We start from the raw sequence: 16,019 nt of genomic DNA on the forward strand, positions 1-16,019 counted from the left end.
TGCACATGTCCGACCCCCGCCTCCTGCCCGTCCTCCCGCTCGATGACGACGTCGTGCTGCCGGGCATGGTGGTCCCGCTCGACCTCGGCGACGCAGAGACCCGGGCCGCAGTGGAGTCCGCCCAAGCCAAGACCCCCGCGACCGCGTCGTTCCCCGGGATCCGCTCGGGCGCGGCGAGCAAGGCCGAAGTCCTGATCGTCCCGCGCGTCCACGGCGAGTACGCCGAGCTGGGCACCGTCGCGACCGTCGAACGGATCGGCCGCGTCCCCGGCGGCAAGTCCGCCGTGCTGCTGCGCGGCACCGCACGCGCCGTCGTCGGCCGGATCGCCGACGGCCCCGGCGCGGCCCGCTGGGTGCACGCCGACGCCGCGGACGAGACCTCCGACGACCGCACCGCGCAACTCGCCGCGGAGTACAAGGCCGTGGTCATCTCGGTGCTGCAGCAACGCGGCGGCTGGCAGATGATCGACGCCGTCCAGCAGGTCGAGGAGCCGTCCGCGATCGCCGACCTGGCCGGCAACGCGCCGTACCTGTCCACCGACCAGAAGCTGGAGCTGCTGAGCGCGCTCGACGTCAGCGTCCGGCTGGAGAAGGCCCTCGAGTGGAGCCGGGAGTACCTGGCCGAACTGGAGGTCACCGAGACCATCCGCAAGGACGTCGCGGACGGGATGGAGAAGCAGCAGAAGGAATTCCTGCTGCGCCGCCAGCTCGAAGCGATCCGCAAGGAACTGGGCGAACTCGACGGCACCGCGGCCGACGACGACTACCGCGCCCGGGTGGAAGCCGCTGACCTGCCGGACGAGGTGCGCAAGGCCGCGCTGGCCGAGGTCGACAAGCTGGAGCGGACGTCCGAGCAGTCGCCGGAGGGCGGCTGGATCCGTACCTGGCTCGACACGGTGCTGGAGCTGCCGTGGAATGAGCGGACCGAGGATGTCTACGACATCGCCGCCGCGCGGGCCGTGCTCGACGCGGACCACGCTGGTCTGGACGACGTCAAGGAACGGATCATCGAGTACCTGGCCGTGCGCAAGCGCCGCGCGGAATCGGGTCTCGGCCCGGTCGGCGGACGGCGGTCTGGCGCGGTGCTGGCGCTCGCCGGTCCTCCCGGGGTCGGCAAGACGTCACTGGGCGAATCGGTCGCGAAGGCGATGGGCCGCAAGTTCGTGCGCGTCGCGTTGGGCGGCATCCGGGACGAGGCCGAGATCCGCGGCCACCGGCGCACGTACGTCGGCGCTTTGCCCGGCCGGATCGTGCGGGCCATCAAGGAAGCCGGCTCGATGAACCCGGTCGTGCTGCTCGACGAGATCGACAAGGTCGGAGCCGACTACCGCGGCGACCCGACGGCCGCGCTGCTCGAAGTGCTGGACCCGGAACAGAACCACACGTTCCGCGACCACTACCTCGAGGTGGAGCTGGACCTGTCCGACGTGGTCTTCCTCGCGACGGCCAACGCACTGGAGACCATCCCCGGCCCGCTGCTGGACCGGATGGAACTGGTGACGCTGGACGGGTACACCGAGCACGAGAAGGTCACCATCGCGCGGGATCACCTGCTCCCCCGCGAACTCGAACGAGCCGGTCTGGCCTCCGGCGACGTGGTGCTGACCGACGACGCGTTCAGCCGGATCGCCGCGGAGTACACCCGCGAAGCCGGCGTGCGCGACGCGAACCGGACGATCGCGAAGGTGCTGCGGAAGATCGCTACGAAGGTGGCTTTGGGTTCGGTCTCGCTGCCGCTGTCGGTTTCGGCGGCAGACCTGGAGACCTACCTCGGCCGTCCTCGGCACGTACCGGAATCGTCGCTGCCGACGGCGACCCAGCGGACGTCTTTGCCAGGCGTGGCAACGGGTTTGGCTGTTACTGGCGCGGGCGGGGACGTGCTGTACATCGAGGCGTCGCTGGCCGATCCGGAGAGCGGGGCTTCGGGCCTTCAGCTGACCGGGCAGCTGGGTGACGTGATGAAGGAGTCGGTGCAGATCGCGCTGTCGTACCTGCGCTCGCACGGTGCGGAGCTGGAACTGCCGGTGGGAGACCTGCGAGAGCGGGGAATCCACGTCCACGTCCCAGCGGGCGCGGTGCCGAAGGACGGTCCTTCCGCTGGCATCACGATGACGACCGCGCTGGCGTCGCTCCTGTCGGGCCGGGTGGTCCGGGCCGATGTGGCGATGACCGGGGAGGTTTCGCTGACCGGGCGGGTGCTGCCGATCGGCGGGGTCAAGCAGAAACTGCTGGCCGCGCACCGGGCGGGGATGAAGACGGTGATCATCCCGCAGCGGAACGAGCCGGATTTGGACGATGTGCCCGCGGAGGTGTTGTCGCAGCTGGAGGTGCACGCGGTGGCTAACGTGCGGGAGGTGCTGGAGTTGGCTTTGACGCCGGCTTCTTCGGAGATTCCGCAGGCTGCTTGATCGTGGGTCCGTGAAGGGGCCCTTGAGGGAATCTGATTCCCTCAAGGGCCCCTTCACAGCAGGTCAGGAGAAGTCGACCTTCTCCCACTCGAAGCCTTCCACCCACGACGAGTCGCCCTCGGCGAAGCCGGTGAACGCCGTCACCACCTCCGCCAGGCTCCCGGCCTCCGTGCGGTAATGCCGATCCGGCGACCCGTCCCGGCGCTCCAGCGCGTACTTCCCCCGCGGAGCCGCAGCGAACTTTCCCTGTCCTATTTGGACGTAATGGTCGCCGCGTTCCAAGACGGCGTACCAGTTCTTCGCCGACAACCGGCCCAGTGCCGCCTCGATCACAGACGCGTCCGGGTTTTCCACGCGGGAACCGTCGCACATGGTCAGGTCCAGCACGTTCGGCCGGTGCACCTCGCCGGTCTGCGGATTGAACACCGTCAAGCCGTGTTTTCGGGCCAGGTCAAGGACAACGCGCGTCACCGCGACCGCACGCGAGTGCTGGATCGCCAGTACCGCACCATCGCCGGAGCGCTCGATCGCCGCGTTCCACGGGGATGTTTCGGGGTCCTCGTGCAGTTCCGGGAATTGCGCGGTCAGGTCGCGGTAGAACGCGTCCAAGGACGAGTCCGCCGGGCCCTCGCCGATACTGGCGTAGCGGGCTTGGGGATCGTCGGCGTCGCCAGCCCAGACCCCCAGGTCGTAACTCAAGATTCCCCTCCGGACCGGATCAGGCCTGCGCTCCCGCGAGCAAGGCCACGTTCATCACGTATTCGCCGTACCCGGACTTGGCCAGCTTGGTGCCCAGCGCGTGGCATTCGTCCGCGCTGATGAAGCCCATCTTCAGCGCGACCTCTTCCAGGCACGCGATCCGCACCCCGGTCCGGTGTTCCAGCACCTGCACGAACTGGCCCGCTTCCAGCAGCGAATCGTGCGTGCCGGTGTCGAGCCAGGCGAAACCGCGGCTCAGTTCGATCAGCTTGGCGCGGTCGCGGTGCAGGTAGGAGAGGTTGACGTCGGTGATCTCCAGTTCGCCGCGCGCGGAGGGCTTCAGGTTGCGGGAGATGTCGACGACCTCGTTGTCGTAGAAGTACAGCCCGGTGATCGCGTTGTTCGACCGCGGTTTCTCCGGCTTTTCCTCAATGGACAGCAGGGTGCCGTTCTCGTCGACCTCGCCGACGCCGTAGCGCTCGGGGTCTTTCACCTGGTAGCCGAACAGGACGCAGCCGTCGAGGTCGGTCGCGGCGGTGCGCAGGGTGGTGGAGAAACCTTGGCCGTAGAAGATGTTGTCGCCGAGCACCAGCGCGACCGAATCGTCGCCGACGAAGTCCGCGCCGATCACGAACGCCTCGGCGAGACCGTTCGGGCTCGGCTGTTCCGCGAAGGAGAAGGACAGCCCGAACTGGCTGCCGTCGCCGAGCAGGCGGCGGAAGTTCGGCAGGTCGGCGGGGGTCGAGATGATCAGGATCTCCCGGATCCCGGCCAGCATCAGGACCGAGATCGGGTAGTAGATCATCGGTTTGTCGTAGACCGGCAGCAGCTGCTTCGACACGGCCTGCGTGATCGGATGCAGACGGGTTCCGCTGCCCCCGGCGAGCACGATGCCCTTCACAGCCCCTCCTCACGTGCGGTGGTGGTGTTCACCGTACCGAGTGAGCATGGAGGCCGTCTGGGACTTCGCTCAACTCAGAACGCCGGGCCCTTCCCGAAGAACGCCTGGCAGCCGTTCGCGTACTCGGTGGCGATCTCCAGCACGTTCTTCCCGCCGTCGACCGGCAGCACGGTGGACGAATAGTTGGGGCAGTAGTTGTTGTAGATGCCGCTGATGTGGACCGGCGCGGGGAGTTCGTACCAGTTCCCGGCGCCGAAGTTGTCGTTGGCCAGCAGGGTCTGCCCGTTTCCGGCCACCGGGGCGCCGTCGGCGGTCGTGTAGATCTGGCCGACCATCACGAGCCGCACGCCGTTCGGGCCGCCGGGGAACAGGGTGGTGGTCTGGGCGTGCTGGAAGTAGTTGCCGTTCGCGGTGTTCACCCTGGTGCCGGGGTCGGAGGGGTCGCCCCAGTTCGCGCCGTCGGCGGAGATTTTGTAATACGGATCGCAGTAGCGGTCGCGGTAGTTGCAGATCTCGTAGCCGAACCAGTACCGGCCGTCGGGCAGCCTGCGGATGATCGGCATGCCCGGCCGCACCCGGGACGGCCCGATGGCCATCGTGAGCTGCTTGGTTCCCCAGTTGACGCCGTCGGTCGAGGCGACGCGGTTGAGCACCTGGCCGTACTTCGGCGCCTGCGTCTCGTCGGCGTAGTGCAGCCAGAGCGTGCCGCCGGCGTCCACCGTGAACTCCGGTTCCCAGACGCCGTCGTGGTTGTGCGAGAGCGCGGCCTCGGACAGATACCGCCAGTCGCGGCCGCCGTCGCGGCTGGCCCACACCTTGATCCCCATCCGCCGCTGCGGTCCCGCGTCCTGCCGGTAGGTCGCCGCCCAGAGCAGCGTGCCCGCCCGCATGCGGCCGACCCGCTGCGGCAGTTCGTAGAGGGTTCCGCAGCATTGGCCGGACCTGGCGTCGGGGTCGCGGATCTCGCCGATCTGGTGGAAGCTCGCGCCCTCGTCGGTGCTCTCGAGGATCGGCGCGAACCGGCCGTTGCCGTCCTCGCTGGTCAGCGACGCGATGATGTTCCCGCGACCGAACGGCGAGTGCTCCAGCCGGATCAGCCGCGGGTACGAGCCGAAGCCGGGTACGAGCAGCTTCCGGTCGGCGGCCTCCGCGACGGGCGCGAGCGCGGTCACGAGGACCGCCAGCGAGGTGAGGAAAGCCAGCACGGGAGTCCAGCGGCGCATCCAGAAACTCCTCTCACAACCAGACGGGCGATTACACCACGTGGTCACCTCGACACGATCGATTTCGCCTGGTCACCCGCGTGATTCCACCCCTTCGAGGAGATCGCTGGGCTGTTCAGGGCACTCACCGCGTAACGACCGGGCGGAGCGTGACGAAAGATCATCCGGAGGCCCCGTCGGGGCAAGCTAGGGGGAATCATGCGCCGCACTCGCCTGGCCGCCTTATGCGCGGCGGTGGCGCTCACCGCGTCGTGCTCACTGCAGCCGACCGGCATCGGGGCGATCGTGTACCCGGAAGACGAACCCGGCCACGCCCCCGCGCCGGTTCTGCCTCCGCCGCCGCGGCCGGAGAAGCCGCGCCTCGCCGAGAACCCGACGGAAACCCACCAGGGCAAGAACAATGCGACCGTGCCGTTGACCTGGCCGTCCGGGGTCTCGGGATTCCTCACCTTCGACTGCCCGAAGTGCACCGGCCACATCGCCGTGACGACGGACGGCACGGAAAGCCTGCTGGTCAACGACGGTGACGCCTACCACGGGACAGCCTGGTTCAACGTCTCCCCCGGCGGCAAGTCGGTGCACACGCTGACAGTCGAGGCGAAGGGCGCGTGGACCGCGACGATCACCGACTACCGCGGAGTGCCGGTCGTCGAACCGGGCAAGCCCTACAACGGCCACGGGGACGCGGTGCTGGCGGTGCCCGAGGGGATGGTCATGGGGAAGTTCTTCACGGGGTCGAAGGGCTCGAACGGAGTCTGGGTGCTGGCCGACGGCTACCCGCATCTGGCGGTGAACCACATCGGGCAGACCACCGCGGAGTTCCCGCTCGCCGGGCGCACGTACGTGGCGGTGGAGACTTTTGAGGCGGATTGGACCTTTACCGCCTGGTAAGCCGGGTTTACGTCCGTTGGCGGTCGTTCGCTGGTGCCGGCCGTACCGGCTTCGTACCCTGATGAGGCAGGGGCGCGGCGCGCCCTGGACCGAGCCTGGCGGGGGAATGGGCTGTTGTTGTCGATTATTATTTCATCTTCTTCTGTCCTTGTCGCACTCCTTTCCGCGTTTTTCTCCTATCGATCCGGCAGGACCGCGCGGCGCGGCTTGGTCGCGAGCAGCCTGATAGCAAGCATCGGGGACATGATCGCCGCCCTGCACGTCTTGGAGAGCGCTGCTCTGAGATTGGATTCGATTGATGAGGTTGAGCGAAGCAGGGAAGCCCTTCGCGACCACTTCAATGCATTTGAAATCGCTGACAGCAAGGTTGATCTGCTGATAGCCAGCGTAGGCGGCCCTGATGGCGACTGGGTGCGAACGGTAGCGCACACCATGGCCGTCGACCTGCTCCAAGCGGACGAGTTCTCGCAGATCGGCCTGGACTGCTCCGATTCGGAACTTGGGGCCGGCAGGACCGAAGAGGAGCTCGCGATCTTGCGAGCTTCAAGCTCCTATCAGAGCGTCGTCGGCCATGACCTGGGTTTTGGTTCGATCGATGGCTCAGTCTCTTTGCGGGACTGGTGGGCGCCTAAGGTCCTATCCGGCCAGCAACATTGGTCGGCCTACAGTGTCGGCGCGTCGTACCTGATTCAGCGCGCACGTCTTCTGTCGGAATTCCTTTCCGAATTCCTGAAACCTTGGGCGCAGGAGGTAGTCCGGAGTCGCCTCAAATAGCGATGCGAGTTGCGCCTGCGGGTACCCGCTCCCGGATACCCGCAGGTCAACCACGCGAAATCACCGATAATTGGTGAACTGCAGAGCGATCTCGAAGTCCTTGCCCTTCAGCAACGAGATCACCTCCTGCAGCTGGTCCTTCTTCTTGCCCGACACCCGCAGCTGGTCGCCCTGGATCTGGGCCTGTACGCCCTTCGGGCCCTCGTCCCGGATGAACTTCGCGATCTGCTTCGCCTTGTCCGACGCGATGCCCTGAAGGATCTTGCCGCTGATCTTGTAAATCTTGCCGGAGATCGCGGGCTCGCCTGCCTCGAAGGCCTTCAGCGAGATGTTCCGCTTGATCAGCTTCTCCTTGAAGACCTCCACCGCCGCGAGGGCGCGCTCTTCGGTCTCCGACTCGATCGCGATGGCTTCCTCGCCGGACCAGCTGATGCCGGTTCCGGTGCCGCGGAAGTCGAACCGCGTGCCCAGTTCCTTGCTGGCCTGGTTGAGCGCGTTGTCCACCTCCTGGCGGTCGACCTTGCTCACCACGTCGAAAGAGGGATCCGCCACGTGTCCTCACACCTTGTCTCAGCTCGTCAGGGACCCCCAGCGTAGCGCCGGGGGATCCCGGTTGACCGGCCGTCTGGACCGTTGGGTATCCTTCTTCCCGGCCGGTTCGCCCGGCCATGGCAGGTTACCCAAGCGGCCAAAGGGATCTGACTGTAAATCAGACGGCTCAGCCTTCGGGGGTTCGAATCCCTCACCTGCCACACCAGCCAAGAACGCCCCGGGCCCCTGCCCGGGGCGTTCTTCGTGTGCGTGGACCAGCCCGGACGGCGGCTGTCCGGTGCCTCCAGGATGTAATGGCTCTCATGCACAAGCTGGTCGTTCTGTATCCCAAGCCCGCCGATCCCGAGCACTTCCGCGACTACTACGTGTCCACCCACCTCCCGCTGGTCGCACAGATGCCGGGCCTGCTCGCGTACCGCTACAGCTTCGACGTGACCGGGGCGCCCGGACAGGAGCCGTACTTCGCGATCTTCGAAGCTGACTTCGCGGACGGTGCGGCGATGACCGCGGCCAGGTCGTCTGAGGAAGGGCGGCGGGTGTCCGCCGACGTCGTCAACTACGCCACCGGCGGGGCGATCGTCATCGACTATCCGGTGCGGGACGGCGTCGTCTGACGGGCTTGACCCTCCTGCGACAGGAGGCTGCACGCTCTTCGGCATGAACGAATTTCGCGGCCCGGTTCCGACTCCCGCCTACGACGCGGTGTCGCCGGGCAACTATCTCGGCTTCTACGGGATGCCGATGTTTCCCAACGTGCCCACCGCCGACCTCGAAGCTTCGACCGACTTCTGGCTTCGCGGGCTCGGCTTCGACAACCTTTTCGCCATCCCCGGCCAGGTCGTGCACCTGCGTCGCTGGGCGTTTCAGGACGTGCTGCTCAAGCCGGGGACCCCGGCGGCCCCGAGCGAGGTCAGCATCAGTTTCTCCTGCGTGCTCAGCGAACTCGACGAAATCGCCAAACGGTGCGAGGAAATCGCGCCGGCGTGCACGAGCGGACCGGAGTTGATGCCGTGGAACTCGCGGGAGCTGACGGTCGTCACGCCGGAGGGCACGAAGGTCGTGATGACCGCGGCGGAGCCGATCGATCCGGACGGGCCCGTCGCGGAGCGGTTGCGTGCTGCGGGGATCGACGTGCCGCGGCCGTGACCTGCGACACTGAGGTCGTGACCGAGCAAGACGGCCTCACTGTCGGACGCACGGCGACGCTGGTCGGCGTGAGTGTCAAAACCCTGCACCACTGGGACGCTGTCGCCCTGGTGCGTCCGAGCGGGCGCACCAGGGCCGGCTACCGGGTGTACTCCGCCGAGGACATCGCGCGGTTGCATCGGGTGCTCGTTTACCGCGAGCTGGGCTTCCCGTTGTCGGAGATCGGCCGCCTCCTGGACGACCCGACCACCGACGCACACGCGCATCTGACCCGGCAGCGACGCGAGTTGCGCGAGCGGATCGAACGGCTGGAGCACATGGTGTCCGCAGTGGACCGGATGGCGGCGGCCACTCGTGGCGGGATGCAGTTGACGGCCGAGCAGCAGGTCGAGATCTTCGGGTCGGACTGGAACCCGGAGTGGGTCGACGAGGCCGCGGAACGCTGGGGCGACACGCGGCAGTGGGCGGAGTATCGCGAGCGGACCACCGAACTGACCCCGCAGGACTGGCGGGAGGCCGCGGCCGAGCACGAGACGCTCCACGCGGACCTGGCGGCGGCGCGGCGGGCTGGGGTCGAGCCTGGGTCACCGGAGGCGAACACGCTCGCGGAGCGGCATCGGGCGACGTTGTCGAGGTACTTCGACTGCACGCATTCGATGCAGGTGTGCCTGGGCCGGAAGTTCGTGGAGGAGACCGGGTACACCGAGTACTACGACGGGTTGGCTCCCGGTCTCGCCGGTTGGCTGCGGGACGTGATTTTCGCCAACGCCATCGCGCACGGCGTCGATCCGGCTACGGCGGTGTGGGAGTAACGCCGTCAGCGGCCGCGGGCCATCTCCTCGAGCCGCCGGATCCGATCCTCGATCGGCGGGTGCGTGGAGAACATCTTGCTCAGCCCGGCCCCGGGCCGGAACGGGTTCGCGATCATCAAATGCGACTGCGACACCACGGCGGGCTCCGGAGCCAAAGGAGCAGCCCGAGTCCCCCGCTCCAACTTCCGCAACGCCGAAGCCAACGCCAGCGGATCCCCTGTCAGCTCAGCCCCGGAAGCATCCGCCTGATACTCCCGAGACCGGCTCACCGCCATCTTCACCACGCCGGCCGCGATCGGCCCGATCAGCACCAGCAGCAGCGACATGAACGGGTTGCCCTCGCGGTCGTTCCCGCCGAAGAAGAACGCGATATTTGCCAGCACACTGACCACGCTCGCCAGCGCCCCGGCAACGCACGAGATCAGAATGTCACGGTTATACACGTGGGACAGCTCGTGCCCGAGCACCGCGCGCAGTTCGCGCTCGTCGAGCAACTCCAGGATCCCGGTGGTGCAGCACACAGCCGCGTGCTGCGGGTTGCGTCCGGTCGCGAAGGCATTGGGCGCCGCGGTCGGGCTCACGTACAGCGAGGGCATCGGCTGCCGCGCGGACGTCGCCAGCTCCCGCACGATCCGGTACATCGCGGGCTGCTCGACCTCCGACACCGGCCGCGCGTGCATCGCGCGCAGGGCCATTTTCTCGGAGTTGAAGTAGGCGTAGGCGTTCATCCCCAGCGCCACGACCAGGCCGATCACCAGGGCGCCGCGACCGAACAATCCGCTGATCCCGACGATGATCGCCGAAAGCAGACCGAGCAGCATCGCCGTCTTCAGCCCGTTGTGGTGCTTGTGCACGCGCGCTCGCCTCCGTCCGCTCTGGCAGGTGCCGCAAGGTGGGTTACTCACTGGAAACAACGCGATCGGGGGACCCGAAGTTCCTTCGCCCGATCCTTGTCCGAGTTAGGGTCGGCGGGCAACCCAACCGACCGGGGCAGGTGAGCGATGCGCGGTTCCCAGTTGTCCCGGAGAGGGCTGTTCGGCCTGGTCAGCGCGGGTGCGGCGGCGTTGCTCGGCGGTACCGCGGGCGCGGTCGAGCGGGTCACCAGCGTGCAGGTCGGCGGGACTCTTTCGGCGCTGGCCGTGAGTCCGGTCACCGGGCTCGTCTACGCGGCTGACCAGGCGTCCGGCATGGTTCTCGTCCTCGATCCGGACGCGGGGCGGGTCGTGGCCGCACTCGCGGTGGGCGGGGAGCCGAGCGACGTCGCGGTGGACACCGAGCGGATCTACGTCGCCAATCCGCCCGGCGGCACGGTGCTCGCCTTCGACAGCCAGACGCATCGGTTGCTGAGCGTGGTCAGCGCGGGGGCGGGCGCCTCGGCGCTCGCGATCGATCCGCGGGCCAACCTCGTGTACGCGGTGAGCGGCAAAACCGGCACGTTCGCGGTGCTCGACAGCATCAGTCTCACTCAGCAGGACCTGCTGCCCGCGCCGAAGCCAGGATTAGCCGGTATCGCGCTCGACCGCGGCAGGCGGCGGGCCTACTGCACCAGCCCGACGACGAACTCGGTCGAGATCTGCGACCTTGACCAGGGGGCGTTCACCGCGAGTGTTCCGGTGGGGGCGTCTCCTGCCGGGATCGGCGTGCACGAACTGAGCGGCTCGGTGTACGTGGCGAATTCGGCGATCCACCATTTGTCCATTGTAGACGGATCAGCGCGGGCGCAGGTCAAGACGGTGTTGTTGCGCAGCGAGGCGTCGTCGCTCGCGGTGCACCAAGGCAGCGACGTCGTATACACCAACGGCGGGCAAAATGGACTGTCTCGTGTGGACGGACAAACCGGAACCCTTACCGGCGAGCTGAGTCTCGGGGTGAATCCGGGCGACGTGGCGGTGGATCAGCGCACGCGCACGGTGTACGTCACCGATCCGCTGCACGGCACGATCAACGTCGTGCGCGATTTCTGACTGCTCGCATGAAGTTACTCCAGGTATACGGTGTCGAGTATGGAACTTGGCCTCCAGGTCCCCGACTTCACCGTGCCGGGAGGGACCGCCGCGCTCGGCGCCGAACTGGCCGGGACGGCGCGGGCGGCGGACGACGCGGGGTTCGCGTATCTCGCGGTGATGGACCACTTCTTCCAGATTCCCAGTGTCGGCCCGAGCGACCGCGCGATGCTTGAGGCGTATACGACGCTCGGCTACTTCGCCGCGCACACCCAGCGCGCGAAATTGTTCACCTACGTCACTGGCGCGATTTACCGGCATCCAGGGCTGCTCGCGAAGACGGTCACCACGCTCGACGTGCTGTCCGGCGGGCGGGCCATGCTCGGCATCGGAGCCGGGTGGAACGAGGAAGAAGCCCGCGGGCTCGGTTTTCCGTTTCCGTCCACATCGGAGCGGTTCGAGCTGCTCGAGGAGAACCTGCGGTATGTCCGGCAGATGTGGAACGAGGACGACAAACCGTTCTCCGGCAAGCATTTCACCGCCGAAAGGCTGCTCAACAGCCCGCAGCCGCTGCGCCGGCCGCCGATCATGGTCGGCGGTGGCGGCGAGAAGAAAACCCTCCGGCTGGTCGCGAAGTACGGCGACTACTGCAACATCGGCAACGGACCGGATCTCGAACGCAAGCTCGACGTGCTCAAGCGGCACTGCGAAACCGAGGGCCGCGACTACGCCGAGATCGCCAAGACCGTTTACCACTACCTGGACATCGGTCCGTCCGGGGAGAAAACCGGCGAATTTCTCGCCGAGGCGCGCCGGCTGCACCGGCTCGGCGTGCACGCCATGATCGGCCCGATACCCGGCGGTGCGGACCGGGCCAGGATCGAGATTTTCGCGCAAGACATCATTCCGGCGGTTAAGGAGTTGGCATGAAACTCGGGTTGCACCTGGCTCAGCAGACCTGGCCGAACGGCCCGGCGGCGCTCGGCTCCGACCTCGCGCGGGTGGCCCGTAGCGCGGACGAGGCCGGGTTCGCATACCTGTCGGTGATGGACCATTTCTTCCAGATTTCCAGCTACGGCCCGCCCGAGCACGAAATGCTGGAAGCCTGGACCACGCTCGGCTTCCTCGCCGCGCACACCGAACGCGTCAAGCTGCTCACGCTTGTCACCGGCGTGATCTACCGGCACCCCGGACTGCTCGCGAAGGCGGCGACGACGCTCGACGTGCTCTCCGGCGGGCGGGCGATCCTCGGCATCGGAGCGGGCTGGAACGAGGAGGAGTCCCGTGCGCTCGGATTCCGGTTCCCGCCGATGAAGGAGCGGTTCGAACAGCTCGAGGACGCGCTCCGGTACGTCCACCAGATGTGGGCCGAGGGCGACGAACCCTTTGCCGGCACGCACGTCAGCGGTGAGCGGTTGCTCAACAGCCCGCAGCCGATCCAGCGGCCGCATCCGCCGATCATGATCGGGGGCAGCGGCGAGAAGAAGACGCTGCGGTTCGTCGCACAATACGCCGACATCTGCAATTTGCTGCCCAACGCGGACCTTCCGCGCAAACTGGAAGTGCTGAAGCAGCACTGCGAGGACGTCGGCCGCGACTACTCCGAGATCACGAAAACCGCATCGCTGCGGCTGGATACCGGTGAAAACGGCGAGAAAACCGGGCAACTGCTGGATGAACTGGGCCGGCTGTCGGAGCTCGGGTTCAGCGTCGCGACCGGCTGGGCGCACGGCGTCCCGGATCCCGCGGTGCTCGAACGATTCGCCACCGAAGTGATCCCGGCGGCGGAAAAACTGTGATCCGCTGACGAACGGGTGACGGCTGCGCCATCCGGTGCCTGCCGCCCACCCGTTCGTCGCAGCACCTCGCGGCATTCCGCCGCTGTCATTGTCTCGGTTCCGAATCGACTCCGGTGACGTTCCCGGCGCGCTGTAACGACGGCCGGGTGCGGATCGACCTGCCCTACGCAGATCGCGCACACGAGTCGGAGGAGCCCGGTACATGACCACATGTCGACTCTGCGGTTCGGAAAGAACCGCCAGCGTGGTCGACCTCGGCGCGACCCCGCCGTGCGAGCGGTTCCTGACCGCCGCGCAGCTGGCCGAGCCCGAACCGACTTTCCCGCTGCATCTCGAAGTGTGCACGGAATGCTGGCTCGCGCAGCTCCCGCCGTTGCTCGACCCGGCCGACACTTTCACCGATTACGCGTATTTCTCGTCTTTTTCCACCTCGTGGGTCGAGCACGCGAAACGGTTCACCGACGACGCGGTCGAGCGGCTCGGGCTGACCGACCGGTCTTTCGTCGTCGAGGTCGCCAGCAACGACGGATACCTCCTGAAGCACGTCGTGGAGCGCGGAATCCGTTGCCTCGGCGTGGAACCTTCGGTGAACGTCGGGCAAGCCGCGCGCGAGTCCGGGGTGCCGACGCACACCGCGTTCCTCTCCGAGGAGACCGGCCGGGAGGTGCGCGCCGAACACGGTCCGGCCGACCTGGTCGTGGCGAACAACGTTTACGCCCACATCCCGGACATCCGCGGGTTCACCCACGGGCTGCGCGCGCTCGTCGCGAACGACGGCTGGGTGTCGATCGAGGTGCAGCATCTGCTCACGCTGATCGAGAAGAACCAGTACGACACGATCTACCACGAGCATTTCCAGTACTACACCGTCGAATCCGCGCGACGGGCGCTGGCGGGCGGCGGGCTGACCGTCGTCGACGTCGAACTCCTTCCCACGCACGGCGGGTCGATCCGGCTCTGGGCGCGGCCGGCGGAGTCCGCCGGGGAGCCGAGCGCGCGGATGACCGACGTGCTGGCGCGGGAGAAGGCCGCCGGACTGCACGAGCTGTCCGGGTACACCGAATTCGCCGACCGGGTCACCCGCGTCCGGCTCGAATTGCTCGAATTTCTCCTCGCCGCCCGGAAAACCGGGAAAACGGTCGTCGGCTACGGCGCGCCCGGCAAGGGCAACACCCTGCTCAACCACTGCGGCATCCGCCCGGACCTGCTGGCCTACACGGTGGACCGCAATCCCTACAAGCACGGGCGGTTCACTCCGGGCACCCGGATCCCGGTCGTGGAGCCGGACCGGATCGCGGCCGACCGGCCGGACTACGTGCTCGTCCTGCCCTGGAACCTGCGGGACGAACTGACCGAGCAGCTCTCCTACGTCGGCGCGTGGGGCGGCAAGCTCGTCTTCCCGATTCCGCGCCTGGAAATCGTCGAGGTGGCAGTGAAGTGAAGGTCGTTCTGTTCTGCGGCGGGTACGGCATGCGGATGCGCAGCAGCGAAGCGTCCGACGTGCCCAAGCCGATGGCAATGGTCGGGCCGCGCCCGCTGATCTGGCACGTGATGCGCTACTACGCGCATTTCGGGCACACCGAGTTCGTGCTGTGCCTCGGCTACGGCGCGCACCACATCAAGGACTTCTTCCTGCACTACGAGGAAACGACGTCCAACGATTTCGTGCTGCGCGGCGGGAAGCCGGAACTGCTGTCCACCGACATCGCCGACTGGACAATCTCCTTCGTGCAGACCGGCATCGAGTCGCCGATCGGCGAACGGCTGCGCCGCGTGCGCGACTATCTCGACGGCGACGAGATGTTCCTCGCCAACTACGCCGACGTCCTCACCGACGCACCGCTGGACAACATCGTCGAGCGGTTCGCGGGCAGCGACGCGGGCGCGTCGATGCTCGTCGTGCCGCCGCAGTCGTCGTTCCACTGCGTCGAGATGGACGAGGGCGGCCGGATCGGCGCGATCACGCCGGTCAGCGAACTCCCGCTGTGGGAGAACGGCGGTTACTTCGTGCTGCGGCAGGAGATTTTCGACCACATCCCGGAGAACGGCGACCTGGTCGCCGACGGCTGCGGCGAACTCGCGAAGCGCGGCCGGCTGCTCGCCTACCCCTATCGCGGGTTCTGGAAGCCGACCGACACGGTCAAGGAACGCTACGCACTCGACGCCGCCTACACGCACGGCGACCGGCCGTGGGCGTTGTGGGAACGCGAAAAGGTGCACGCGTGATCCGTCTCGGCGCCGAGTTGAAGAGCATCGTCGTGCTCGGCGCGCATTGCGACGACATCGCCATCGGGGCGGGCGGCACGCTCCTCGAGATCTGCGGACAGCGTCCCGGGCTTCAGGTCGACGCGCTGGTGCTGTCCGGCGGCGGCACCGACCGGGAGACCGAGGAACGCGCCGCGCTGGCCGCGTTCTGCCCGGGTGCGGAGCTGAACGTCACCGTGCTCAAACTGCCGGACGGCCGCCTCCCCTCGCATTGGGAAGAGGCCAAGAACGCGCTGGAAGACCTCCGCCGCCGCACCGATCCGGACGTCGTGTTCGCGCCCCGCACCATCGACGCGCACCAGGACCACCGAGGGCTCGCGCAACTCGTTCCCACGGTGTTCCGCGGGCATCTGACGCTGGGTTACGAGATCGTCAAATGGGACGGGGACCTCGGACGGCTGCCCGCGTACGCGCCGATGTCCGACGACGTCATGCAGCGCAAGATCGAACTGCTGCACCAGCATTACGGCTCGCAGCAGCACCGGCCGTGGTACGACCGCGAGGCGTTCCTCGGCCTCGCGCGGATTCGCGGAATCGAATGCCAAGAACGCTATGCCGAGGCGTTCGAGGCGAACAAACTCGTCATCGACCTAAGGGGCTGAAGGA

General features: G+C 67.4%; 17 protein-coding genes and 1 tRNA gene. 13 read left to right on the plus strand and 5 right to left on the minus strand.

What is annotated here, in order from left to right; translation table 11 throughout:
- Positions 1-5 precede the first annotated feature (5 nt).
- A complete protein-coding gene (lon, locus tag H4281_RS08360; protein ID WP_182890317.1) occupies positions 6-2,408 on the plus strand; it encodes an endopeptidase La in 2,403 nt (800 codons plus the stop codon).
- A gap of 63 nt (positions 2,409-2,471) precedes the next feature.
- On the opposite strand, the gene H4281_RS08365 is transcribed toward lon, so the two are convergent.
- The 3 genes from H4281_RS08365 to H4281_RS08375 form a co-directional block, all read right to left on the minus strand.
- Positions 2,472-3,107 carry a hypothetical protein gene (locus tag H4281_RS08365; RefSeq protein ID WP_182890318.1) on the minus strand — a complete coding sequence of 212 codons (636 nt, stop codon included), beginning with the start codon at positions 3,105-3,107 and terminating at the stop codon, positions 2,472-2,474.
- Between the two features lie 19 nt (positions 3,108-3,126).
- A complete protein-coding gene (gene rfbA / locus H4281_RS08370; RefSeq protein ID WP_182890319.1) occupies positions 3,127-4,008 on the minus strand; it encodes a glucose-1-phosphate thymidylyltransferase RfbA in 882 nt (293 codons plus the stop codon).
- A gap of 74 nt (positions 4,009-4,082) precedes the next feature.
- Positions 4,083-5,231 carry an exo-alpha-sialidase gene (locus H4281_RS08375; protein WP_182890320.1) on the minus strand — a complete coding sequence of 383 codons (1,149 nt, stop codon included), beginning with the start codon at positions 5,229-5,231 and terminating at the stop codon, positions 4,083-4,085.
- A gap of 198 nt (positions 5,232-5,429) precedes the next feature.
- Here H4281_RS08375 and H4281_RS08380 point away from each other — a divergent pair, with 198 nt between their 5' ends.
- On the plus strand, positions 5,430-6,122 hold the full coding sequence (locus H4281_RS08380; RefSeq protein ID WP_182890321.1) for a hypothetical protein: 693 nt from the start codon (positions 5,430-5,432) through the stop codon (positions 6,120-6,122).
- A 243-nt stretch (positions 6,123-6,365) separates the two neighbouring features.
- Positions 6,366-6,896, plus strand: coding sequence for a hypothetical protein (locus H4281_RS08385; protein ID WP_182890322.1), 531 nt, complete (start codon positions 6,366-6,368; stop codon positions 6,894-6,896).
- Between the two features lie 60 nt (positions 6,897-6,956).
- On the opposite strand, the gene H4281_RS08390 is transcribed toward H4281_RS08385, so the two are convergent.
- A complete protein-coding gene (locus H4281_RS08390) occupies positions 6,957-7,448 on the minus strand; it encodes a YajQ family cyclic di-GMP-binding protein (protein ID WP_009072171.1) in 492 nt (163 codons plus the stop codon).
- A 118-nt stretch (positions 7,449-7,566) separates the two neighbouring features.
- Here H4281_RS08390 and H4281_RS08395 point away from each other — a divergent pair.
- The 4 genes from H4281_RS08395 to H4281_RS46550 all read left to right on the plus strand — a co-directional run bounded on the left by H4281_RS08395 (position 7,567) and on the right by H4281_RS46550 (position 9,406).
- A tRNA-Tyr gene (locus H4281_RS08395) sits at positions 7,567-7,648 on the plus strand.
- Positions 7,649-7,750: 102 nt separating this feature from the next.
- Complete coding sequence (locus H4281_RS08400) at positions 7,751-8,062, plus strand: EthD family reductase (RefSeq protein ID WP_182890323.1); 312 nt, start codon at positions 7,751-7,753, stop codon at positions 8,060-8,062.
- Positions 8,063-8,105: 43 nt separating this feature from the next.
- On the plus strand, positions 8,106-8,594 hold the full coding sequence (locus H4281_RS08405; RefSeq protein ID WP_182890324.1) for a VOC family protein: 489 nt from the start codon (positions 8,106-8,108) through the stop codon (positions 8,592-8,594).
- A 17-nt stretch (positions 8,595-8,611) separates the two neighbouring features.
- On the plus strand, positions 8,612-9,406 hold the full coding sequence (locus H4281_RS46550; protein ID WP_182890325.1) for a MerR family transcriptional regulator: 795 nt from the start codon (positions 8,612-8,614) through the stop codon (positions 9,404-9,406).
- 5 nt (positions 9,407-9,411) lie between these two features.
- On the opposite strand, the gene htpX is transcribed toward H4281_RS46550, so the two are convergent.
- Positions 9,412-10,260, minus strand: a complete 849-nt coding sequence (gene htpX, locus H4281_RS08415; RefSeq protein ID WP_182890326.1) for a zinc metalloprotease HtpX — start codon at positions 10,258-10,260, stop codon at positions 9,412-9,414.
- Between the two features lie 147 nt (positions 10,261-10,407).
- Between htpX and H4281_RS08420 the strand changes: the two genes are divergently transcribed.
- The 6 genes from H4281_RS08420 to H4281_RS08445 all read left to right on the plus strand — a co-directional run bounded on the left by H4281_RS08420 (position 10,408) and on the right by H4281_RS08445 (position 16,015).
- The gene (locus H4281_RS08420) at positions 10,408-11,370 is read left to right on the plus strand and encodes a YncE family protein (protein ID WP_182890327.1); all 963 of its coding nucleotides are present in this window, start codon (positions 10,408-10,410) and stop codon (positions 11,368-11,370) included.
- 39 nt (positions 11,371-11,409) lie between these two features.
- A complete protein-coding gene (locus tag H4281_RS08425) occupies positions 11,410-12,279 on the plus strand; it encodes an LLM class F420-dependent oxidoreductase (protein ID WP_182890328.1) in 870 nt (289 codons plus the stop codon).
- Positions 12,276-13,148, plus strand: coding sequence for an LLM class F420-dependent oxidoreductase (locus H4281_RS08430; protein WP_182890329.1), 873 nt, complete (start codon positions 12,276-12,278; stop codon positions 13,146-13,148). Before H4281_RS08425 ends, H4281_RS08430 begins: the two co-directional genes overlap by 4 nt.
- Positions 13,149-13,350: 202 nt before the next feature.
- Positions 13,351-14,589, plus strand: a complete 1,239-nt coding sequence (locus tag H4281_RS08435) for a class I SAM-dependent methyltransferase (RefSeq protein ID WP_182890330.1) — start codon at positions 13,351-13,353, stop codon at positions 14,587-14,589.
- Positions 14,586-15,374 carry a glycosyltransferase family protein gene (locus H4281_RS08440; protein ID WP_182890331.1) on the plus strand — a complete coding sequence of 263 codons (789 nt, stop codon included), beginning with the start codon at positions 14,586-14,588 and terminating at the stop codon, positions 15,372-15,374. Before H4281_RS08435 ends, H4281_RS08440 begins: the two co-directional genes overlap by 4 nt.
- A complete protein-coding gene (locus H4281_RS08445) occupies positions 15,371-16,015 on the plus strand; it encodes a PIG-L deacetylase family protein (protein WP_182890332.1) in 645 nt (214 codons plus the stop codon). The genes H4281_RS08440 and H4281_RS08445 overlap by 4 nt, the downstream gene beginning before the upstream one ends.
- The last annotated feature ends 4 nt before the right edge of the window (positions 16,016-16,019 follow it).

Origin of the sequence: Amycolatopsis dendrobii, assembly GCF_014145675.1 — a bacterium.
GTDB lineage: Bacteria > Actinomycetota > Actinomycetes > Mycobacteriales > Pseudonocardiaceae > Amycolatopsis > Amycolatopsis dendrobii.